This is a genomic window from Streptomyces sp. LBL, from assembly GCF_029893585.1.
Taxonomy (GTDB): Bacteria; Actinomycetota; Actinomycetes; order Streptomycetales; family Streptomycetaceae; genus Streptomyces.
Window position 1 is genome coordinate 177,199 of record NZ_JARXYX010000014.1, and the last position, 19,887, is coordinate 197,085.

At 70.8% G+C, this 19,887-nt stretch carries 17 protein-coding genes and 2 pseudogenes; 8 read left to right on the forward strand and 11 right to left on the reverse strand.

The features are described 5' to 3' along the window. Window positions 1-85: 85 nt before the first annotated feature. The 4 genes and pseudogenes from M2271_RS19105 to M2271_RS19120 all read right to left on the reverse strand — a co-directional run bounded on the left by M2271_RS19105 (window position 86) and on the right by M2271_RS19120 (window position 5,311). On the reverse strand, window positions 86-2,698 hold the full coding sequence (locus M2271_RS19105) for an FAD-dependent oxidoreductase (RefSeq protein ID WP_280888454.1): 2,613 nt from the start codon (window positions 2,696-2,698) through the stop codon (window positions 86-88). A gap of 131 nt (window positions 2,699-2,829) precedes the next feature. Beyond that, window positions 2,830-2,976 (reverse strand): annotated as a pseudogene (locus M2271_RS19110) (MBL fold metallo-hydrolase); the annotation flags it as partial. Window positions 2,977-3,046: 70 nt separating this feature from the next. Then, window positions 3,047-4,132 (reverse strand): S-(hydroxymethyl)mycothiol dehydrogenase, encoded by a 1,086-nt coding sequence (locus M2271_RS19115; RefSeq protein ID WP_280888455.1) that lies wholly within the window; start codon window positions 4,130-4,132, stop codon window positions 3,047-3,049. A 321-nt stretch (window positions 4,133-4,453) separates the two neighbouring features. Continuing rightward, the gene (locus M2271_RS19120; protein ID WP_280888456.1) at window positions 4,454-5,311 is read right to left on the reverse strand and encodes an IclR family transcriptional regulator; all 858 of its coding nucleotides are present in this window, start codon (window positions 5,309-5,311) and stop codon (window positions 4,454-4,456) included. A gap of 312 nt (window positions 5,312-5,623) precedes the next feature. Here M2271_RS19120 and M2271_RS19125 point away from each other — a divergent pair, with 312 nt between their 5' ends. Together M2271_RS19125 and M2271_RS19130 are read left to right on the forward strand one after the other, a co-directional pair. Next, entirely contained in the window at window positions 5,624-5,947 is a 324-nt protein-coding gene (locus M2271_RS19125; RefSeq protein WP_280888457.1) for a bifunctional 3-phenylpropionate/cinnamic acid dioxygenase ferredoxin subunit, read from the forward strand. A 91-nt stretch (window positions 5,948-6,038) separates the two neighbouring features. Beyond that, window positions 6,039-7,223, forward strand: coding sequence for an FAD-dependent oxidoreductase (locus M2271_RS19130; protein ID WP_280888458.1), 1,185 nt, complete (start codon window positions 6,039-6,041; stop codon window positions 7,221-7,223). 46 nt (window positions 7,224-7,269) lie between these two features. Here M2271_RS19130 and M2271_RS19135 read toward each other — a convergent pair whose 3' ends face one another. Next, entirely contained in the window at window positions 7,270-7,947 is a 678-nt protein-coding gene (locus tag M2271_RS19135) for a hypothetical protein (protein ID WP_280888486.1), read from the reverse strand. 417 nt (window positions 7,948-8,364) lie between these two features. Here M2271_RS19135 and M2271_RS19140 point away from each other — a divergent pair, with 417 nt between their 5' ends. Genes M2271_RS19140 through M2271_RS19150 form a run of 3 tightly spaced genes read left to right on the forward strand, consistent with a single transcriptional unit; the run spans window position 8,365 to window position 12,332 of the window. Further along, complete coding sequence (locus tag M2271_RS19140; protein ID WP_280888459.1) at window positions 8,365-11,493, forward strand: nitrate- and nitrite sensing domain-containing protein; 3,129 nt, start codon at window positions 8,365-8,367, stop codon at window positions 11,491-11,493. Beyond that, window positions 11,490-11,927: a roadblock/LC7 domain-containing protein gene (locus M2271_RS19145; protein ID WP_280888460.1), complete on the forward strand. Its 438-nt coding sequence runs from the start codon at window positions 11,490-11,492 to the stop codon at window positions 11,925-11,927. Before M2271_RS19140 ends, M2271_RS19145 begins: the two co-directional genes overlap by 4 nt. Before the next feature lie 9 nt (window positions 11,928-11,936). Beyond that, complete coding sequence (locus M2271_RS19150) at window positions 11,937-12,332, forward strand: DUF742 domain-containing protein (RefSeq protein WP_280888461.1); 396 nt, start codon at window positions 11,937-11,939, stop codon at window positions 12,330-12,332. Here M2271_RS19150 and M2271_RS19155 read toward each other — a convergent pair. From M2271_RS19155 to M2271_RS19170, 4 genes are all read right to left on the reverse strand, one after another. Next, window positions 12,319-12,810, reverse strand: a complete 492-nt coding sequence (locus M2271_RS19155) for a thioesterase family protein (protein ID WP_280888462.1) — start codon at window positions 12,808-12,810, stop codon at window positions 12,319-12,321. The two genes, M2271_RS19150 and M2271_RS19155, sit on opposite strands and share 14 nt — an antisense overlap. Beyond that, window positions 12,807-13,781: a 3-hydroxyacyl-CoA dehydrogenase NAD-binding domain-containing protein gene (locus tag M2271_RS19160; RefSeq protein WP_280888463.1), complete on the reverse strand. Its 975-nt coding sequence runs from the start codon at window positions 13,779-13,781 to the stop codon at window positions 12,807-12,809. The genes M2271_RS19155 and M2271_RS19160 overlap by 4 nt, the downstream gene beginning before the upstream one ends. A gap of 33 nt (window positions 13,782-13,814) precedes the next feature. Beyond that, on the reverse strand, window positions 13,815-14,702 hold the full coding sequence (locus M2271_RS19165; protein ID WP_280888464.1) for a 3-keto-5-aminohexanoate cleavage protein: 888 nt from the start codon (window positions 14,700-14,702) through the stop codon (window positions 13,815-13,817). Between the two features lie 312 nt (window positions 14,703-15,014). Next, window positions 15,015-15,848, reverse strand: a complete 834-nt coding sequence (locus tag M2271_RS19170) for an IclR family transcriptional regulator (RefSeq protein WP_280888465.1) — start codon at window positions 15,846-15,848, stop codon at window positions 15,015-15,017. A gap of 266 nt (window positions 15,849-16,114) precedes the next feature. Between M2271_RS19170 and M2271_RS19175 the strand changes: the two are divergent. Both M2271_RS19175 and M2271_RS19180 read left to right on the forward strand, forming a co-directional pair. Then, window positions 16,115-16,321 (forward strand): annotated as a pseudogene (locus M2271_RS19175) (hypothetical protein); the annotation flags it as partial. Window positions 16,322-16,434: 113 nt separating this feature from the next. After that, window positions 16,435-17,040 carry an ATP/GTP-binding protein gene (locus M2271_RS19180; RefSeq protein ID WP_280888466.1) on the forward strand — a complete coding sequence of 202 codons (606 nt, stop codon included), beginning with the start codon at window positions 16,435-16,437 and terminating at the stop codon, window positions 17,038-17,040. Between the two features lie 235 nt (window positions 17,041-17,275). Here M2271_RS19180 and M2271_RS19185 read toward each other — a convergent pair whose 3' ends face one another. Both M2271_RS19185 and M2271_RS19190 read right to left on the reverse strand, forming a co-directional pair. Further along, window positions 17,276-18,466 carry a lipid-transfer protein gene (locus M2271_RS19185; RefSeq protein WP_280888467.1) on the reverse strand — a complete coding sequence of 397 codons (1,191 nt, stop codon included), beginning with the start codon at window positions 18,464-18,466 and terminating at the stop codon, window positions 17,276-17,278. Continuing rightward, the gene (locus M2271_RS19190; protein WP_280888487.1) at window positions 18,463-18,888 is read right to left on the reverse strand and encodes a zinc ribbon domain-containing protein; all 426 of its coding nucleotides are present in this window, start codon (window positions 18,886-18,888) and stop codon (window positions 18,463-18,465) included. Before M2271_RS19190 ends, M2271_RS19185 begins: the two co-directional genes overlap by 4 nt. 174 nt (window positions 18,889-19,062) lie before the next feature. Between M2271_RS19190 and M2271_RS19195 the strand changes: the two genes are divergently transcribed. After that, the gene (locus M2271_RS19195; RefSeq protein WP_280888468.1) at window positions 19,063-19,872 is read left to right on the forward strand and encodes a M15 family metallopeptidase; all 810 of its coding nucleotides are present in this window, start codon (window positions 19,063-19,065) and stop codon (window positions 19,870-19,872) included. Window positions 19,873-19,887: the final 15 nt, after the last annotated feature.

Below are 19,887 nucleotides of genomic sequence, written 5' to 3' on the forward strand. Positions count from 1 at the left end.
CTGAGGGTGCGTCAGCAGCGGGCGACGGGCGGGGCCGGGGGCTGCCGGGGGGGGGCTTCCGGGGCGTTTCAACGACGGATGCGGGTCATCGACGGATGCGGGTCATCTCCGGGTCGAACAGGGGCTCTTCGGCGACCGTCGCCGGGACCTTCTCGCCGAAGTACTCGATGTGCACACCGGTGCCGGTGGTGAGCCCGGCCGGCAGCCAGGCATAGGCGATGCAGCGGCCGACTGTGTAGCCGTACGCGGCGCTGGTCACGTATCCGGCGGGCTTCCCGTCGACATACACGGGCTCCTTGCCCAGGACCACGGCGGCGGGGTCGTCGAGGAGGAGGGGCGTGAGTGTGCGGGTGAGGGGCGCGTCGGTGAGTGCCTCGCGCCCCACGAACTCCTTGTCCGTGCGGACCGCGAAGCCGACGCCCGCCTCGTAGGGAGTGTGCTCGTCGGTCATGTCGGTGCCCCAGGCTCGGTAACCCTTCTCCAGACGCAGGGAGTTGAAAGCCGAGCGGCCGGCCGCGACCACGTCGAGCTCCCGGCCTGCCTCCCACAGCGTGTCCCACAGGCGCAGGCCCAGGTCGGCGGTGGTGTACAGCTCCCAGCCGAGCTCGCCGACGTACGACAGGCGCATGGCCGTCACCGGCACATGACCGACGTACGTCTCCTTGGCGCGGAAGTAGCCGAAGGCCTTGTGGGAGAAGTCGTCGCGGGTCAGCGGCTGGACGAGGTCGCGGGCGAGCGGGCCCCAGACGCCGACGCAGCAGGTGCCGGAGGTGATGTCCCTGATCTGGACGTCGTCCGGTGCGTACCGGGTGAGCCAGTCGAGGTCGGCCGGGGAGTTGGCGCCGACCTGGAAGCGGTCGGGGGCGAGGCGGGCGACGGTGAGGTCGGAGCGGATGCCGCCGGTCTCGTCGAGGAGGAGGGTGTAGGTGACCGCGCCGGGCTTCCTGCGGAGGTTGTTGGTGGTCATGCGGTCCAGGAAGCCGAGGGCTCCGGGGCCGGTGACCTCCAGGCGGCGCAGGGGGGTCATGTCGTAGAGGGCGACTTTTTCGCGGGTGGCCCTGGCCTCCGCGGCGGCGATCGGGGACCAGTGGCGGGCCGCCCAGGCGTCGCGCTCCGGGAGCCGGGCCCCGTCCGCAAGGGCGGCGTTCGCCTCGTACCAGTGCGGGCGCTCCCAGCCACCGCCCTCCAGGAAGTAGGCGCCGAGCTGCTGCTGGCGGGCGTGGAAGGGGCTGACGCGCAGGGGGCGGGGCTGCTCCATCGGCTGGAGCGGGTGGAGGACGTCGTACACCTCGACGAACTGCTGCGAACCGCGTTCAAGAACGTACGACGGTGAACGCTGTGCTTCCTCGAAACGCGTGAGGTCGCACTCGTGCAGGTCGAGAGAGGGCCGTCCGTCGACCATCCACTCGGCGACGGCCTTCGCCACGCCCGCGGAGTGGGTGACCCACACGGCCTCGGCCAGCCAGAAGCCGCGCAGTTGCCGTGACTCGCCGAGGACCGGCATGCCGTCCGGGGTGAAGGAGAAGACGCCGTTGAAGCCCTCCTCGGTCTCGGCGTTCCGCAGGGCCGGGATCAGCCGGCGGCAGTCGACCCAGCTCGGCGCCCAGTCCTCCTCGGTGAACGGGAAGGAGGAAGGCATGTCCATGTTCTGCGCGCGGGCCTCGTCGTACGGCAGCACCGCGAACGGGTCGACGGGCAGGGGCTTGTGGGCGTAGGAGCCGATGCCGATGCGGTCGGCGTGTTCGCGGAAGTAGAGGTCGCGGTCCTGGAAGCGGAGGATCGGCCGGGTGGCCTCCGCCTGGTGGTGGTGGAGTTCGGGCAGCGGCTTCGTCCTCGCGTACTGGTGGGCGAGCGGTTGCAGCGGTACGTCGATTCCGGCCATGCGACCGATGACCGGGCCCCAGAAACCGGCGGCGGAGACGACGTGGTCGGCGAGGAAGGTGCCCTGGTCGGTGACGACTGCCGCGATCCGGCCGTCTTCTTTCGCGATCCCCGTGACCGTGTGGCGCTCCAGGAAGCGGGCGCCCCGCGCGGTGGCCCGTTCCCGCTGGGCGCGCGCCGCGAGCAGGACACGGGCGAGGCCGTCGTCGGGGGTGTGGAAGCCGCCGAGGACCACCGACTCGTCGATGAGAGGCCAGAGTTCCTTGCAGCGGGCGGCGCTGACGACCTCGCCGCGGATACCCCAGGCGGCGGCGTAACCGGCCCTGCGGTGCAGTTCGGCCAGGCGCTCCGGGGTGGTGGCGAGTTCCAGGCCGCCGACCTGGTTGAAGCCGGGGACGCCGTCCACTTCGAGGGAGAGGAACTTCTCGACCGTGTACCTGGCGAACTCGGCGAGGGTTTTGGACGGGCTGGTCTGGAAGACGAGGCCGGGCGCGTGCGAGGTGGAGCCGCCGGGGGCGGACAGGGGGCCCTGTTCGAGGACGGTCACGTGGGTCCAGCCGCGGGCGGTGAGCTCGTCGGCGAGGGAGCAGCCGACGATGCCGGCGCCGATGATGACGACTCGAGGACCAGTCGGGGGGTGCGCGGGGGCGTCGTGGGGGCGGTTTTCGGGCGTGACGCATGAGGGTGTGTCGGATGCGGGCGTGACGGACTCGGACGAGGCGGACGCGGGCATGACGGATGCGGACGTGCCGTTTTCGGGCGAGACGGATATGGGTGTGCCGGTTTCGGGCGTGTTGGTTTCGAGCGTGCTGGACATGCCCCTCCTTGCCGGGGACGGGGGTGAACGCGCTGGGGAGGTCGCTCAGGGAGGACGGATGTTCGGCCGCTCGGCGGTGATCGTCGTGTCCTGGCGGTGATCGTCGTGTCCTCGCCGTGCCGGGTGTGGACGACAGCGTCGCCGGTGACCACGGCGTTCAGGAACGGGGCGTAGCGCGAGCAACTGCCCCAGGTGTGGCCGGGGGTGTGGATGACCCCGAGCTCGATGCCGGCGACGGTGAGGACGCGGCCGTCGCTGAGCTCGCCGTCCGGAAGCCGACGGTGACCACCCGCACCACCCGCACCACTCCGTTCACAGCACCAATATCACCGAGCGCACCACCACCGTTCATAGCACCACCACCGAGCGCAGCACCTCGCCCCGGTGCATCGCGGCGAAGGCCTCCTCGACCTGGTCGAGCGGGATGGTCTCGCTGACGAAGGCGTTCAGGTCCAACAGCCCGTACAGGTACTGGTCGATCAGGAACGGGAAGTCGCGGCTCGGCAGACAGTCGCCGTACCAGGACGACTTGACGGCTCCGCCGCGCGAGAAGACGTCGATCAGCGGGAGTTCGACCTTCATCTCGGGAGAGGGCACGCCGACCTGGACCAGCAGGCCTGCGTGGTCGCGCATGTAGAAGGCCTGGGTGAAGGTCTCCGGGCGGCCCACCGCGTCGATCGCGATGTCCACGCCGAAGCCCTCGGTGAGGGCGCGGACCGCCTCGATCGGGTCCGTCCCCCGGGAGTTGACGGTGTGCGTGGCGCCGAACTTCTCCGCCTGGTCGAGCTTCTTGTCATCGACGTCGACGGCGATGACCTTCATGGCGCCGTTCAGGCAGGCGCCCGCGATGGCCGCGTTGCCGACGCCGCCGCAGCCGATGACGGCGACCGAGTCGCCGCGGCCCACCTGGCCGGTGTTCACCGCGGCGCCGTACCCCGCCATCACCCCGCAGCCGATCAGCGCGGCGGCCTCGGGACGGGCGGCCGGGTCGATCTTCACCGCCTGGCCCGTCGCGACCAGCGTCTTCTGGGCGAAGGCGCCGATGCCGAGGGCGTTACTGAGCGGGGTGCCGTCCAGCAGGGTCATCGGCTGGACGGCGTTGCGGGAGTCGAAGCAGTACCAGGGGCGGCCCCGGCGACAGGAACGGCAGGAACCGCAGGGCGCGCGCCAGGCCAGCACCACGTAGTCGCCGGGGGTGAGGTCGGTGACTCCCTCGCCGACGGCTTCGATGGTGCCGGCCGCCTCATGGCCCAGCAGGAACGGGAACTGGTCGTTGATCGCGCCCTCGCGGTAGTGCAGGTCCGTGTGGCAGACCCCGCAGGCATGCACGGCCACGAGTACCTCTCCGGGACCCGGATCGGGGACGACGATCGTCTGCACCTCGACGGGTGCGCCCTTCTTCACAGCGACTACGGCACGGACCACGTGTGGCACGACCAAGCTCCTCTGCTGTTGCGCAGTGCACGATGGGTTGCGCTATGAGGGACATAGTGGGAACGCCATCGAGTGGCCGTCAAGGGGGGCGAGTTAACCCTCGGCAAAAGGACCCTCCGGGGCGAAACCTGCCGGACACACGGCGGCGCTGGACCAGGTGATTCCGGATCCTGCGCCGTGTCGATGCCGCCAGCGAGCGCGGTCTCCCCCGTGTCGGGGGTGCGGTTTCTCCCGCTGTCGGGGGGCGGATTCCCACCGTCGGGACGGCGGATTCCACCGTCGGGTGGGCGGCTTCCCGCCGTCGGGTGGGCGGGGGTCTCGTCAGAAGCCGTATCCCATCCGGCGCGACAGTTCCGCCCCGGCGGCCACCGTGCGTTTGGCCGCCTCCGGCAGGCGGTCGCTGTTCAGCCGGTACACCGGCCCCGAGACGCTGATCGCCGCGATCACCTTGCCGTCGTGCGCGCGGACCGGGGCGGCTGCCGCGGCCAGGCCCAGCTCCATCTCCTCGATGGTGAGGGCGTATCCCTGTTCCACCACGGCCTCCAGTTCGCCCCGCAGGACGGACGTCCCGGTGATGGTCCGCTCCGTGAAGCGCGGCAAGGAGCGCGCGAGCAGGCCCTCGCGCAGGGTGGGCGGCAGGTGAGCAAGCAGCACCTTGCCGCTGGAGGTGGCGTGCAGCGGGGTGCGCCGGCCCAGCCAGTTCTGCGCGGTCACGGACGCGGTGCCGCGGGCCTGCATGATGTTGACCGCCGCGTCGTCGTCCAGAACCGCGATGTTGACCGTCTCGCCCAGCTCGTCGGCGACCTCCCGGCACACCGGGACGCCTTCCTGGGAGATGTCCAGCCGTACTGCCGCAGCCCCCGCCAGGCGTAGTACACCGGCTCCCAGGTAGTACTTGCCGCGGTCCTTGGCCTGGGACACCAGACCGCGGTTCTCCAGCACGCCGAGCAGCCGGAACGCCGTCGACTTGTGTACGTCCAGCTCGTCGGCGATCTCGGTGACGCCCGCCTCACCGTGCTGGGCGAGGATCTCCAGGACGCTCACGGCGCGGTCCACCGACTGGACGGCGCTGCCCGCCCCTCTGCCGATCCTCTCCGGGGTCGCGGCCTTCTCCTCGCCGCGTTCGGAGTTCAGGGCCCTCTCCTCGCTGCGCTCGGACTGCTTCTGCGTGCGGGTCATGGCTCAACTCTCACCACCTGTGGGCCCGGTTCGGGCCACATCTGCGGGAAACCCTTGACGCGACGGTCGTCCCGCCCGGATTCTGTTGCGCATAGCGCTTGTTTTTGCGCCATGCGAAACATCATCTTACCGAAGCGTTCGGCCCCCGGAAGGGGCCGGACCGACCGGACCGCCGCCGGTCCGACATCTTCGACCTGCTGGATCAGTGACGCCCCAGCACCCCGTGACCTCCGGACCGTCGCCGGTCCGTACTCCCTGTTCCCGCCTGGACCACAGGTCCGGACCGAGTGTCCCGGATCGAGAGGGGGGCCCGTGATTCCCGTCTGCCGCCTCGAAGACCTCCCCGCAGGGGAGTCCGTCCGTATCGCGACGACACCGCCCGTCGCCGTGTTCCGCACCGACGACGGCGAGCTGTACGCCATCGACGACACCTGCACCCACCAGGACGCGTCGCTCTCGGAGGGCTGGTGGGAAGGCTGTCTGGTCGAATGCCCGCTGCACTCCGCTTCGTTCGACCTCCGTACGGGCCGGCCGACCTGTCTCCCGGCCCGGCGGCCCGTACGCACCCACCGCGTCACGGTCGACGACGGTGTCGTCCATGTCCACCTCACCGCGGAGGAGGGGACAGCCGCATGACGGCCGTGCACAAGTGGCGCAGGACCCCACGAAGCACCTCCTTCCTTACGGCGGCCCCGCGCACCCTGCCGACCGACAGGAGTCGTACCGCATGAGGACCGTGACCGTCGTCGGCGCCTCCCTCTCCGGTCTGTACGCGGCCAGGGAACTGCGCGCACAGGGCTTCGACGGACGACTCGTGATCGTCGGAGACGAACCCCACCGCCCCTATGACCGGCCTCCCCTCTCCAAGGACTTCCTCACCGGCCGTGTGGGCGAGGACCATCTCGCGCTCGCGGACGATGAGGAGACCGCCGGACTGGGCGCCGAGTGGCTGCTCGGCACCCGCGCCCGTGGCTTGGACGTTCGCGGCCGCACCCTCCTGCTCGACGACGGCCGCACCGTGTCCACCGACGGCGTTGTCATCGCCACCGGCGCGTCGGCGCGGTCCCTGCCGGGTGACGGCCTGGCCGGCGTCCATACCCTGCGCTCCCTCGACGACGCCCGTGCTCTGCGGGACGAACTCGCCGACGGCCCGCGTCAGGTCGTCGTCATCGGGGGCGGCTTCATCGGTGCCGAAACCGCCTCCTCCTGCGCCGCCCTCGGACACACCGTCACGGTCGTCGAAGCAGCGTCGCTCCCGCTCGTGCCGCACCTGGGCGCCCAGATGGCCGCCGTGTGCGCCGCACTGCACCGGCGTGGCGGGGTGGATCTGGTCACGGGGACCGGCGTGGCCGGGTTGCGCGGTGCCGCCTACGTCACCGGCGTCGCACTCTCCGACGGTTCCACCCTGCCGGCCGAGATCGTGGTCGTCGGCATCGGCGCCACCCCCAACACCCGCTGGCTGGCGGGCTCGACGCTCACTCTGCACGACGGGGTGGTGTGCGACGAAGGCTGTGTGACGGCGCTGCCGCAGGTGGTCGCCGTCGGCGATGTCGCCCGCGTCGGCGGTACCCGGGCCGAACACTGGACCTCCGCGACCGAACAGCCCCGCGTCGCCGTGGCCAATCTGCTCGCCGGGCGCACGGTCGAGAGGGCACGGTCGCTGCCGTACTTCTGGTCGGACCAGTACGGCGCATGCATCCAGTTCGCCGGCCGCCGCCGGGACGGGGACACCGTCCGCATCGCCGAGGGCGAACTCACCGACGGTGCCCCGGGGGACGGCGGTTTCCTCGCCCTGTACGAGCGTGACGGCCGGATGACCGCGGTGCTCTCCGTGGACCGCCCACGGCCCTTCATGCGCGCCCGTCGGGCACTGACGCGTGGGGAGAGCCGGGTACAGCCGACGGCGCTCTGAGGGGCTCCGCCGGCCGCTGGTCCCACCTGGGCGGTCCTGGGCGGTCCTAGGAGTGCGCCACCTGGCCGGCGCCCTCCCGGCGGCGTATCCGCTCCTGGGTCCGCTCGGTGGCCCGCGCGTGACGTCGGGCCTTGCGCCGCTCGCGTCGCAGGGCTCGCGCGGTGCTGCTGGGTATGGACACCACGCCATTGCGCTGGCTCCACACCTGGCGTGTCACCCATACGTCGAGTGCGCCCCAGGTGGCCACCACCGTGCCGGCCACACTGCTCAGCACCATCGGGAACGCCAGCCAGGACCCGGCCATGGTGCACAGGAAGGCGACCATGGCCTGGGTCAGCGTCACGGCGATGATCATTACCGCCCGCACCGCCGAGGTCCGCACCGGATCGGGCAACCGGCGTCGACGTGCCGGCTCCTCGACCCACAACGGCCGATAGTACGGCCGCTCTTCGGCCGCGAAGCGCCCGTCGTCCGCGACTTCGGTCGCACCGGATGCTCCCCGCCGTTCCTCGTCCGCGACGTCGGTGGCGGCAGGTGCCGCGCTCTCACGCACCGTCAGTCCGCCCCGCGCGGCAACCGGCACCCCGCGTTCGCCTGGCGTGACGTGCCCGTCTGCCGGAATGTCGCGATCCGGCGCCTCAGGGGAGCGTCGCCCCGTCAGTTGTGCCACCACGTCACCCGCCTCGTCGTCGGACGGCACCTCGTGCCGCTCCGCCGTGCCCATCAACATGTCACTCCCCACCGCCTGCAGACCGCTCGCTCCGTGCCCGACGACACGGCTCCCCAGTGGCTGCCCGGCTTGCGCTGTTTTACGCCCCCCAGCCGCAGCGGGCGGCCCCCGTGGCCGATTCCGCCGCCAACTCCCGTAGAGAAGGACGAACGACACCGCTCCAAGATTCCCGAGCAGCATAAAATTCCGGCCAACTGGCCGGTCCGTCCGACCCGTCCGTTCCTGCGACGGTGAAGGAAGGGCAGGAGTCGATCTCCCGTAATGAGGGGACAACTCCGCATGTCTTGCCGCCGCTGCGGAAGTTCGGATTCCGGACCGGTTTTCGAGTTACGTGCGCGTCGGTAGTAGGCTCGCGACGTTTGTTGATGCACATGTGTACCCCCTGTCGGAGGGGGCGAGCTGGGGGAGGCCATGCGCTTTCGCGGGAAGTCGATCCGCCGGAAGATCGTGGCGCTGCTTCTCGTGCCGCTGGTGTCCCTGATCGCGATCTGGGGCTTCGCCACGGTACTCACGGGCCGGGAAGTGTCCCAGCTGTTGCAGGTCTCATCCCTGGTGGAGAAGATCGGCTACCCCACCGAGGACACCGTCCGCGTCCTGCAACAGGAACGCCGCCAGACCCTCGTCTACCTCGCCGATCCCCGGGCGTCGGACGCGCTGTCCGCGCTCCGCACCACCCGTGAGGCCACCGACGACGCCGCCACCAAGCTGCGTGCGAACGCGAAGGACGCCGACGTCCGTGACGGCATGGACGCGGACGACGACGAACGCGTCACCACCGTCCTGGACGCCTTCGACGGCCTCGACTCGTTGCGGCGCAGCGTCGAGGAGGGCACCCTGACCCGGTTCCAGGCCCTCGACCTGTACAACCGGCTCGTCGACCCCTGTTACGTCCTCCTGGCATCCCTCGACGGCGTCGACAGCGTAGAGCTGGACAAGCAGGCCCGCGCCCTGGTGAACATCGCCCGCGCCCGCGAACTGCTCTCCCGCGAGGACGCCCTCCTCGGCTCCGCCCTGGTGGTCGGGAAGCTCTCCCACGAGGAGATCCGCGACGTCTCCGACCTGGTCGCCCAGCGCACCCTGCTGTACGACATCAGCCTGCCGGTGCTGCCCCGGACGGAGCGCGAACGGTACGAAAGCTTCTGGAAGAACGCCAACAGCGCCCCCCTCCGGTCGGCCGAACAGGCCGGCGTCTCCTCCGGCCCCGGTGTCCCCGACTCCGTCACGGCCAAGAGCTGGGACGCGGCCGCCGGCAGTGCGCTCGACGAGCTCGCCACCCTCAACGACCAGGCGAACGACCGCTATCAGGACCGTGTCCGCCCCGATGCGATGGGCGTCATCATCAAGGCCTCCGTGGCCGGAGGCCTCGGCCTGGTCGCCCTGATCGCGTCGCTCCTGCTGTCCGTGCGTGTCGGCCGTACCCTCATCCGCGACCTGCGGAAGCTGCGCCTGGAGGCCCACGAGGCGTCCGGCGTACGGCTGCCCAGCGTGATGCGCCGCCTCTCCGCGGGCGAACAGGTGGACGTGGAGACCGAGGTCCCGCGGTTGGAGTACGACAAGAACGAGATCGGTGACGTCGGCCAGGCCCTCAACACCCTGCAACGCGCCGCCGTCGAAGCAGCCGTCAAGCAGGCCGAGCTGCGGGCCGGGGTCTCCGAGGTCTTCGTGAACCTCGCCCGGCGCAGCCAGGTACTGCTCCACAAGCAGCTCACCCTCCTCGACACCATGGAGCGCAGGACCGAGGACACCGACGAGCTCGCCGACCTGTTCCGCCTCGACCACCTGACCACCCGTATGCGCCGGCACGCCGAGGGCCTGGTGATCCTGTCCGGCGCGGCGCCCTCCCGCCAGTGGCGCAAGCCGGTGCAGCTGATGGACGTGGTCCGCGCCGCCGTCGCCGAGGTCGAGGACTACGAGCGCATCGAGGTCCGCCGACTGCCCCGGGTCGCCGTGACCGGCCCCGCGGTAGCGGACCTCACGCATCTCGTCGCCGAACTCCTGGAGAACGCCACGGTGTTCTCCCCACCGCACACCGCCGTCCAGGTCGTGGGCGAACGCGTCGCCAACGGGTTCACCCTGGAGATCCACGACCGCGGCCTCGGCATGGCGGCCGAGGCGCTCCTGGACGCCAATCTGCGGCTCGCGGAGACTCCGGAGTTCGAGCTGTCCGACACCGACCGGCTGGGCCTGTTCGTGGTCAGCAGGCTCGCCCAGCGGCAGAACGTCCGGGTCTCCCTGCAGCCGTCGCCGTACGGCGGCACGACGGCCGTCCTTTTCATCCCGGACACCCTCCTGACGGACGACGTCCCCGACACCAACGGCATCGGCTTCCGCCTCGACCGGCCACAGCCGCCCAAGGAGACCGAACGGGAGGAGGCCCGCCCCACCTTGCTCTCCCGCGCACCCACGCAGTTGCCAAGCCCGGCTCCCGCGCTCCTGAACGGTCCGGTCGAACTGGAGGCTCCCGTCGACCTGGACGCCTTCGACGGCTTCCCGGGCGCCCTCGACGACGAGGACAGCGAACGCGGCGGACTGTTCCGCCCGCGCCGCTCACTCGGCCCCACGGACGACGGCACGGTGGGCGGCCACGCCAAGCAGCGCGAGGACACCCACGAGGTCCCCGTCAGCGACACCGTGGAGGCGGCCGGCCGGGACGACGACCTGAACGCCCCGGTCGAACTGCCCCGTCGTCGGGCTCCCAAGCTGGTCAGCTCGCACGGACGTCCGGTCACCGAGCAGCGCTCGCGCCGCGAGGATGCGGACGAGGAGCCTCCGACGGGCTCGAGCCGGACCCGCCCCCAGGCGGCGGCTCCGCTGCCCGCCCGCCGACGTGGAGCGGGACCTCAGCGCCGGGCGACCGACGTCACCGACTGTCCCGACGAGCAGGGCACGGACGCCGCGACGTCCTCGACACCACCGGCCTCCATGAGTCACGAGTTCGGCGAGGTGCCCGAGGCGCCCGTGCTTCCCCGGCGCACCCGCCGTACCGAGATCGCGTCGAGCGGTCCGAGCGGCCTGGGCTCTCCGGGTGAGCTCGCCCACGACTCCCACGACTCCCGCGATGGCCGCGACAGCCGCCGAGATTCTTGCGACGGCCGTGACTCCCGCGATGCCCGCAATGGTCGCGATGCCCGCGACCTCCGCGACAGCCCCGGACCTGCCGACCTCGGCGGTCGCGCGGCAGCCCGTCGGCCCGGCTCGGGCCCCGGCGGGCAAGGATCCGCCTCCGACTCGGCGAGCCTCGGTCCGGCCTCCGGCACCGCGTGGCAGGAGGCCTCTCCCGCGCCGCGGGACACCCGCTCCGGTACGGCACCCCTGCCTCGCCGGGTCCGGCAGGCCAACCTGGCTCCGCAGCTGAAGAAGGGCCCCGAGCCGCGCACCGACGACCGGGCCGGACTGGACGAACGGGACGCCGACGAGGTACGCAGCAGGATGGCCTCGCTCCAGCGTGGCTGGCAGCGTGGCCGCGAGGAGAACGCCGCGGGCGACGACGCCCACAGCGGCACAGCACCACAACGAACGACAAGGGGGGACGGTCGATGACCGCACCGAAGGCGACCGGCCACACCGCGGGCGACAGGTCCGGCGAGCTCAACTGGCTCCTGGACGACCTGGTGAACCGCGTCGCGAGCATCCGCAAGGCTCTCGTGCTGTCCGGCGACGGCCTGCCGATCGGGCTCTCCGCGGACCTGACCCGGGAGGACAGTGAACACCTGGCCGCCGTCGCCTCCGGCTTCCACAGCCTCGCCAAGGGCGTGGGCCGCCACTTCGAGGCGGGCAACGTCCGGCAGACGGTCGTGGAGCTGGACGACGCCTTCCTGTTCGTCACAGCCGCCGGCGACGGCAGCTGCCTGGCCGTGCTCTCGGACGCCGACTCGGACGTGGGTCTGGTCGCGTACGAGATGACGCTCCTGGTCAAGCGAGTCGGTGTGCATCTGGGTGCGGCTCCGCGCACCGATCTGCGTCAGGGCGGGTAGTGAGATGACATGAGCCCAGACGGTCAGGGAAGAAGCCACTGGTTCGACGACGAGGCCGGACCGGTCGTCCGTCCGTACGCCATGACGCGCGGCCGCACCACCAGTGCGGCCCAGCACCGACTCGACGTCATCGCGGTGGTCGTCACGGAAGCCCAGGCGGACGACCCGGAGGGGGACCACTCGCTGTCCCCGGAGCACGTGGACATCGTCGACCTGTGCCGTGAAGCCCCCCAGTCGGTCGCCGAACTGTCCGTCGAACTCGACCTGCCCATCGGAGTGGTACGGGTCCTGATAGGCGACCTCGTGGACGCGGAGTTCGTTCATGTGAACCGGCCCGTGCCCCCGGCGGAACTGCCGGACGAGAGCATCCTGCGCGATGTGATCAACGGACTCAGGGCGCTGTGACGGACCTTCCCGCCCACCAAGGAGGCCGCTCCGTCAGCGCCGCGAGGCGCTCACGGACGGCATCGGGGAACGCTGTCGCCCGGCCCGCCTCCTGGTCCACGTGCAGAGCGAGCAGCTCCGTGGTGGCGACCGGGACGGCGTCCGCTCCCGGCTCGGCCTGCGGATCGCCCGTGACGACGTACATCTCGTGTGCGAAGCACGCCTTCTTCCCGGCCGCTCCCAGCACGCGCGTGCGGACGGCGAGCCGGGCGCCTTCGGGCACGTCCCGCAGATAGCGGATGTGGGACTCGACCGTGTACATCGAGCAGCCGGTGCGCGCACGGTACGCCGAGTCCATTCCCGTACGCTCCATCAGCGCGTCCGTCGCGAAGCCGAAGACGAGGACGTAGAACGCCTCGCTCAGGTGCCCGTTGTAGTCGATCCACTCCGGGCGTACGGTCTCGCGGAACAGTGGCAGAGGCAGGCCGGACGGGCTCACTCGGCACCGGATCCGGGCAGCCGGCCGGTGGCGCGCAACACGGCGATGACACCTCGGTCGCGTTCGGCGACCAGATCGGCGATCGTACGGCCGTCGGCGGCGTCGTCGCAGCCGGACACCACGGCGTCGTAGAGCGCCTTGTCCAGTTCCGGCGCCTCCAGCCGTGTCCACGGCGACTTCAAGGACGGCCCGAAGTGGTCGAGCATGTGGGCCATGCCGCCCTCGCCGCCGGCGAGCGCGAAGGTGAGCATCGGGCCCATGATCGCCCAGCGCAGGCCCGGACCCTCGGTGATGGACAGGTCGATGTCACGGACTGTCGCCTCACCGCCGGCGACCATGTGCAGGGCTTCCCGCCACAGGGCCTCCTGGAGGCGGTTGGCGATGAAACCGGGGACCTCACGGTCCATGGTGATGACGGACTTGCCGGCCACCTCGTAGAAGCGGGCGGCCCAGCGCACCGCCTCCGGGTCCGTCCGTTCCCCGCCGGCCACCTCCACGAGGGGGATGAGATACGGCGGGTTGAAGGGGTGGCCGACAACCAGCCGTCCGGGCGAGAGCGCCTCGGTCTGCATGTCGGTCATCGGATAGCCGGAGGTCGAGGAGGCGATGACGACTCCCGGGGGTGTGGCCGCGTCGAGCCTCGCCAGCAGTTCGCGCTTGAGGTCGAGTTTCTCGGGGGCGCTCTCCTGCACGAACTGGGCCTCGGCCACAGCCTCTTCGAGCGTCGCGGAGACCGTGAGGCGGTCGGGCGAGGCGCCGGGGGCGAGCCCGAGCTGCTCGAGCGCGGGCCAGGCGGCGTCGACGAGCCGGCGCAGCCGTGCCTCGGCGTCGGGGGCCGGGTCCCAGGCGGTGACCTCGTAGCCGCGGCCCAGGAAGTGGGCGACCCAGCCGCCGCCGATCACTCCGGCGCCCACGCAGGCCACGCGGCGTACGTCCGCCGGGGAGGTGGCGGGTGTGGAAGTCTCCGTCATACAGGGCTCCTTGGGGATGGGGTGGTTCACGGCTCAACCCCGGGGTTTGAGGCCGAGCTTGAGGCGTGCCTCATCGGCAGTCGCGACCCGTGCTCCCATGGCCTCGACGATCGTCACGGCCCGTTCCACCAGCTGGCCGTTGGTCGCCTTGACGCCCTTGCCCAGATAGAGGTTGTCCTCCAGCCCGACCCGCACATGGCCGCCGAGCAGGATGGACTGCGCCACCCACGGCATCTGCATGCGGCCCAGCGCGAAGCTGGCCCACTCGGCTCCTTCCGGCAGCATGTTCACCATCGACTGCAGCACTCCGGGGTCCGCCGGGGCGCCCCACGGGACGCCCATGCACAGCTGGAAGACGGTCGGGTCGTCCAGCAGCCCCTCGGTGAGCAGCTGCTTGGCGAACCACAGATGTCCGGTGTCGAAGATCTCCAACTCCGGCCGCACACCCAGCTCCTGGACGCGCCGAGCGCCGGTGCGCAGCATGTCGGGCGTGGAGACGTAGAGGTTCGAGCCGTCGCCGAAGTTGAGCGAGCCGCAGTCCAGGGTGCAGATGTCCGGCAGTAGATCCTCGACGTGCGGCAACCGCTCCAGACCGCCGACCAGGTCGGTGCCAGGCAACTGCCTGAGCGGTTGCTCCGGGTCGATGACCAGGTCGCCTCCCATGCCCGCAGTGAGGTTGATGACGACGTCGGTCCCGGTCTCCTTGATGCGTTCGACGACCTCGCGGTACAGACGCGGGTCGCGGGAGGGCGCTCCGGTCTCGGGGTCGCGCACATGGATGTGGACCGCGGCGGCACCGGCCTCGGCGGCCTGCACCGCGGAGGCGGCGATCTGCTGGGGGGTGACGGGGACGTGTGGGCTCTTGCGCACGGTGTCCCCGGCGCCGGTGAGGGCGCAGGTGATGATGACGTCCTGGTTCATGGTCGCGCGGGGTCCTGTCCGAGTCGGAGGTTGAGCACGGGCGCCCTTCGACGGTAGCGGTGCAGGCGGGTCACCTCAAGTCCGTATTTCATAATGCGAGCGAGCATTGCATCACATGAAACGCCAGCGGATGAAGCCGGGCGTGCGTCCGCCGAAGGGAGCCCTGTGCGGTACATCTGCCCGGGAAGCTCCGGCGAACGATGCGTTCACCGGAGGAAGCTCCTGCGATGCGTCCACCGGAGGCAGCCCCTGCGGGCGTCCACGGGAGGAAACCCCTGCGATGCGTCCACCGGAGGCAGCCCCTGCGGTACGTCAGAGTCTCTGCGCCGTCTGCGCGATCTCCTCGGCCGCCGCCCGCGCCAGTGGCCCCAGCGCCGTGAACCGCGACTCCGGCACCCGGTCCTGCGGCCCCCAGATACTGACGATCGCGAACGGCCGGCCGCGGCTGCCGAGCACGGGGGCGGAGACGCCGTAGAGGTTCCGTTCCATCTCGCCCACGCAGACGCTGTAGCCGCGTTCCCGTGTCTGTTCCAGCTCTGCCCCGAGCCGCGTCCGGTCCGTGATCGTGGTGTCCGTGTACGCCTCCAGCGGACCGCCGAGGAGCGACGTCGCCTCCTCCTCGGGCAGCCACGCCAGCAGCGCCTTGCCGGTCGAGGTGGCGTGCATCGGCACATGCCGGCCCAGCCACTTGGCGGCCAGCACCACCGGCGGGGTCACCTCGTCGATGTAGGCCAGCCCGAGTTGCTGCACCACCGCGAGGCTGGCGGTCTCGCCCGTCTGCTCGCTGACCCGGCGCAGCGTGCCGTGCGCCCGGCGGATCAGGCCGTCGAAGCCGGCGGCCGACGCCATCCGGGCGACCGTGAAGCCGATCGTGTAGCGGTTGGTGACGGGACTGCGCTCCACCAGGCCGAACTGCTCCAGGGTCGACAGCAGCCGCCAGGCCGTGGCGCGATTGAGCCCGCACCGCGCGGCCAGGCGGGAGGCCGTGTCGCCGTCCGGGGCGCTGTCGGCCGTCGCCTGGAGCAAGGTGATCGCCCGCTCCAGCGACTGGACCTTTCCCGACGCTCCGCCCTGCTCGGCGGTGGCGGGCGGTTCGCTGGTGTCGGCGGTGCCGTGAGGGTCGCCGGTGGACTGGGCCTTCGACATGCGCGTCTCTTCCTTGAGGGGCACGGTTATCGTTGTGCGGCTTGTGTGACCGCCCTCCACTTTCTCATCACCCGTGCGGCTGTCGCACCATACGAAACGCGCAGCGGTGTCCGGAACACCAGCATCGCCGGCGGGCGACGGCAGGTCCGGACGGACGCGGAATGAGCCCTCCGGATATGATCTGACCGGTCGTCGACGACCGTCCATGGCAGGCCCACCACCCGCCCACGGACACGGTGCCGAGCAGCGCGATCGGGGAGACGGACGTGAGGACAGGCCGGCAGTCCCGGGCCGACCGGGACGACACCTTCACGGACAGCCTGGCGCGACGCCCGGACGGCCGCCTGCTGACCCACAGACTCCTGTCGGACGCCCCGGAGCGGCACTCCGACGTGGCGGTCAAGGGCGTCCGTGAGCTGCTGGCAGGCTCCCCGGACCCGGCCGAAGCCGTCCGCAGGGGCACCACGGTCGCCGGCGGCGACGCGGCGGACATCCGTCCCGGCGACGTACTCCTCATCGAACCCCCGGCGGCGGAGGCTACGGTCCGCCGTCACCCCCCACCCCCATCAAGCAGGAGAAGAGACCGATGATCTTCGGGCGTTCTGAGAGCGGCAAGCCCCCGGTCGAGCCCGTCACGTTCAAGATCCTGGTGGCCGGAGGCTTCGGCGTGGGCAAGACCACCCTCGTCGGCGCGGTCAGCGAGATCAGGCCGTTGCGCACCGAGGAGTACCTCACCGAGGCAGGACGCCCGGTCGACGACCTCAGCGGCGTGCCGGGCAAGCACACCACCACCGTGGCCATGGACTTCGGCCGCATCACCCTGCGCGAGGACCTCGTGCTGTACCTGTTCGGCACGCCCGGGCAGCAACGCTTCTGGTTCATGTGGGACGAGCTGTCCGAGGGCGCGCTCGGCGCCGTCGTCCTGGCCGACACCCGCCGCCTGGAGGACTGCTTCGCCGCCGTCGACTACTTCGAACGGCGTTCCATACCCTTCGTCGTCGGCGTCAACCGCTTCGAGGGAGCCGCCCGTTACCCGGAGGACGACGTACGCCAGGCACTGGACCTCGACCGCGACGTACCGCTGCTGCTCTGCGACGCCCGCGACCGGGAGTCCGTCAAGGAGGTCCTCATCGGGGTCGTGCGGCACGCGATGACCTACACGGCGGCGCACCGCCAGACCGTCACGACGTGACGCGAGTGCGGGCCCGGGAACGCGATCACGATCCGCCCCGAGGCCCGCGCCCTCACCTACCTCGCCGGTGCCGTCGTCGCCCTGATCCCCGACGGACTTCGTGCCCGGGCAGCCCGGCACGCCCCAGGACCCGCCCCACCGACCGGAAGCTCGTCGCCCAGCGAGTGGAGCGCGCTGACCGGTCGCGAGTTCCTCCCTTGCTTGCCGCCGTCCGAATCCTGCCCGACTCGCCCCCTCACCGCACCGCGACCACCGCCGACCCGTGTCCGAACAGCCCCTGGTTCGCCGTGATCCCCACCCGTGCACCCTCGACCTGTCGGTCGCCCGCTGCTCCCCTCAACTGCCAGGTCAGTTCGCAGACCTGGGCAATGGCCTGGGCCGGAACCGCCTCTCCGAAGGAGGCGAGTCCGCCGCTGGTGTTGACGGGTATGCGCCCGCCCAGGGTCGTCGCGCCCTCCCGCAGCAGCTTCGCGGCCTCGCCCTCGCCGCACAGCCCCAGATCCTCGTACCACTGCAATTCCAGGGCGGTGGACAGGTCGTACACCTCGGCCAGCGAGAGATCCTCCGGCCCGATCCCGGCCTCCTCATAGGCCGCTCGTGTGATCGACCCCCGGAAGGTCTCCCCGGCGGGCTCGACCGCCACCGCCGAGTCCGTCGCGATGTCCGGCAGGTCGAGGACCGTGCTGGGGTAACGCGGCGTCACCGTGGACACGGCCCGGATGCGCACCGGCTCCACAACCCCTTGTCGGCGCGCGAACTCCATGCTGGAGAGCACAACGGCCGCCCCTCCGTCCGACGTCGCGCAGATGTCGAGCAGCCGCAGCGGATCGGCGACCACGGCGGAGTCGGCGACCTCCCCGGCGGTGACCCGCTTGCGGTAGCGCGCATACGGATTCAGCGCGCCCAGGGCGGCGTTCTTCACCTTGACCTGAGCGAAGTCCTCCGTGGTGTCCCCGTGCACGGCCATCCGCCGGCGCGCGTACAGCCCGAAGTACGTGGGATTCGTCGCCCCCAGGATCCGGAAGCGCAACCAGTCCGGATCGTCCGGCCGGTCCCCGCCCGCCGGCCGGAAGAACCCCTTGGGGGCGGCGTCGGCGCCCACCACGAGCACCACGTCCACGCGGCCCGAAAGGATCTGCCCGCGCGCGGTGTCGATGGCCTGCGCCCCTGACGCGCACGCCGCGTACACACTCGTGACCCGAGCCCCCTGCCAGCCCAGCGCCTTCGCGAACGTCGCCCCGGCGACATACCCCGGATAGCCGCCACGCACGGTGTCCGCGCCGACGATCGAGCCGACCTGCCGCCAGTCGAGTCCGGCGTCCGCGAGCGCCGCGCGCGCCGCCACCACGCCGTACTCCACGAAGCCACGCCCCCACTTGCCCCATGGGTGCATGCCCACGCCGAGCACCGCCACCTCTCCCGTCATGCCGTCACCCCCGTCGGCCGCCACTGCCAGGTCGTCCAGATCGTCTCAGCGTCCTCGTGGAGCACGCCGGACACGACCTCCACCTCCATGCCCACCGCCAGCTCGGCCACGGTGACCCCGGGAACCGCCTGTCCCAGCACCACCATCCGCTCTGCCTCCAGCTCCACAGCGATCAACGCGTACGGTTCCCACGGAAGTTCCGGATCGGTCACATAGGGTGACGGAGGCCGGTAGCGTCCGTCCGTGTACGACCAGACGCGCCCGTGCCGCGAGAGCGGTACCTCCTCCAGAGTCTCGCCGGAGCACCCGGGGTTGCGGCAGTGGACGTCCTCACGAGGGAAGAACACCGAGGTGCAGGAGCGGCAGCGAGTGCCGAGGAGCCGGAAGTCGTCCCCGTCGCCGGTGAACCACCCGGCGACCACGGGAGTCGGTGTACGGGACATGGGCCCTCCCACCAAGGAATCTGACGATACGTCAGAAGTGTGCCACGGGGAGCGTTCCATGGGCAGACCAGTCGCCTGGCCGCCTCTCACTTCGAGGGGAACTGCATCCGATCACTTCCCCGATGGGGCTCGCACCTGATAGATGCAGGAGGCATGACACGACTCTCCAGCGCAGTACGCGGTCTCGTCACGGCGTTCGCCGCCCTGTTGGCCGTGACCGCCGCCACCGTCCCCGCCCGGGCGGCCACCGAGCCCCAGGCGCCGCCGGACTTCGTGGCTCTGAGAACCGTGGACGCGACGATCATGCAGGAGATGCGTTACCTCACACCGCACAACTTCGTCGGCAAGCGCATCGACGGTTACCTGCAGCCCCTGTGCATCCTCACCCGGCCCGCCGCCGAAGCGCTCCACGAGGCGCAGCAGAAGCTCCTGCGCGAGGGCTACACCCTCAAGGTCTACGACTGCTACCGGCCGCAACGGGCCGTGGACCACTTCGTCCGCTGGGCCAAGGACCTCGACGACCAGGCCATGAAGGGCGAGTTCTATCCGAACGTCGACAAGACCCGTCTGTTCGAGGACGGTTACATCGCCGAGAGATCCGGCCACAGCCGCGGCTCGACCATGGACCTCACCCTCGTCAAGCTCCCCGCGAAACCGACCAGGCCCTACGCCCCCGGAGAGCCCCTGGTGCCCTGCTACGCCCCCAAGGGGCAGCGATTCCCGGACAACTCCGTCGACATGGGCACCGGATACGACTGCTTCGACACCCTCTCCCACACTGTCGACCCGCGTATCCAGTGCGAGCAGCGAGCCAACCGACTGCGCCTGAAGAGCACTCTGGAGGGCCTCGGCTTCGTCAACCTCGCCGAGGAGTGGTGGCACTACACCTACAAGCCCGAGACGTTTCCCGACACCTATTTCGACTTCCCCGTGTCCGCGAAATCGCTGGCCGACAGCGACTGAGACGCCCCCGGAAGA

What these genes read in the sequence shown, in the direction of transcription:
- M2271_RS19105 (WP_280888454.1), bottom strand. Translation starts at nt 2,698, where the DNA reads ATGTCCAGCACGCTCGAAACCAACACGCCCGAAACCGGCACACCCATA.
- M2271_RS19180 (WP_280888466.1), top strand. Translation starts at nt 16,435, where the DNA reads ATGATCTTCGGGCGTTCTGAGAGCGGCAAGCCCCCGGTCGAGCCCGTC.
- M2271_RS19150 (WP_280888461.1), top strand. Translation starts at nt 11,937, where the DNA reads ATGAGCCCAGACGGTCAGGGAAGAAGCCACTGGTTCGACGACGAGGCC.
- M2271_RS19185 (WP_280888467.1), bottom strand. Translation starts at nt 18,466, where the DNA reads ATGACGGGAGAGGTGGCGGTGCTCGGCGTGGGCATGCACCCATGGGGC.
- M2271_RS19120 (WP_280888456.1), bottom strand. Translation starts at nt 5,311, where the DNA reads ATGACCCGCACGCAGAAGCAGTCCGAGCGCAGCGAGGAGAGGGCCCTG.
- M2271_RS19170 (WP_280888465.1), bottom strand. Translation starts at nt 15,848, where the DNA reads ATGTCGAAGGCCCAGTCCACCGGCGACCCTCACGGCACCGCCGACACC.
- M2271_RS19145 (WP_280888460.1), top strand. Translation starts at nt 11,490, where the DNA reads ATGACCGCACCGAAGGCGACCGGCCACACCGCGGGCGACAGGTCCGGC.
- M2271_RS19195 (WP_280888468.1), top strand. Translation starts at nt 19,063, where the DNA reads ATGACACGACTCTCCAGCGCAGTACGCGGTCTCGTCACGGCGTTCGCC.
- M2271_RS19165 (WP_280888464.1), bottom strand. Translation starts at nt 14,702, where the DNA reads ATGAACCAGGACGTCATCATCACCTGCGCCCTCACCGGCGCCGGGGAC.
- M2271_RS19130 (WP_280888458.1), top strand. Translation starts at nt 6,039, where the DNA reads ATGAGGACCGTGACCGTCGTCGGCGCCTCCCTCTCCGGTCTGTACGCG.
- M2271_RS19135 (WP_280888486.1), bottom strand. Translation starts at nt 7,947, where the DNA reads ATGGGCACGGCGGAGCGGCACGAGGTGCCGTCCGACGACGAGGCGGGT.
- M2271_RS19160 (WP_280888463.1), bottom strand. Translation starts at nt 13,781, where the DNA reads ATGACGGAGACTTCCACACCCGCCACCTCCCCGGCGGACGTACGCCGC.
- M2271_RS19140 (WP_280888459.1), top strand. Translation starts at nt 8,365, where the DNA reads ATGCGCTTTCGCGGGAAGTCGATCCGCCGGAAGATCGTGGCGCTGCTT.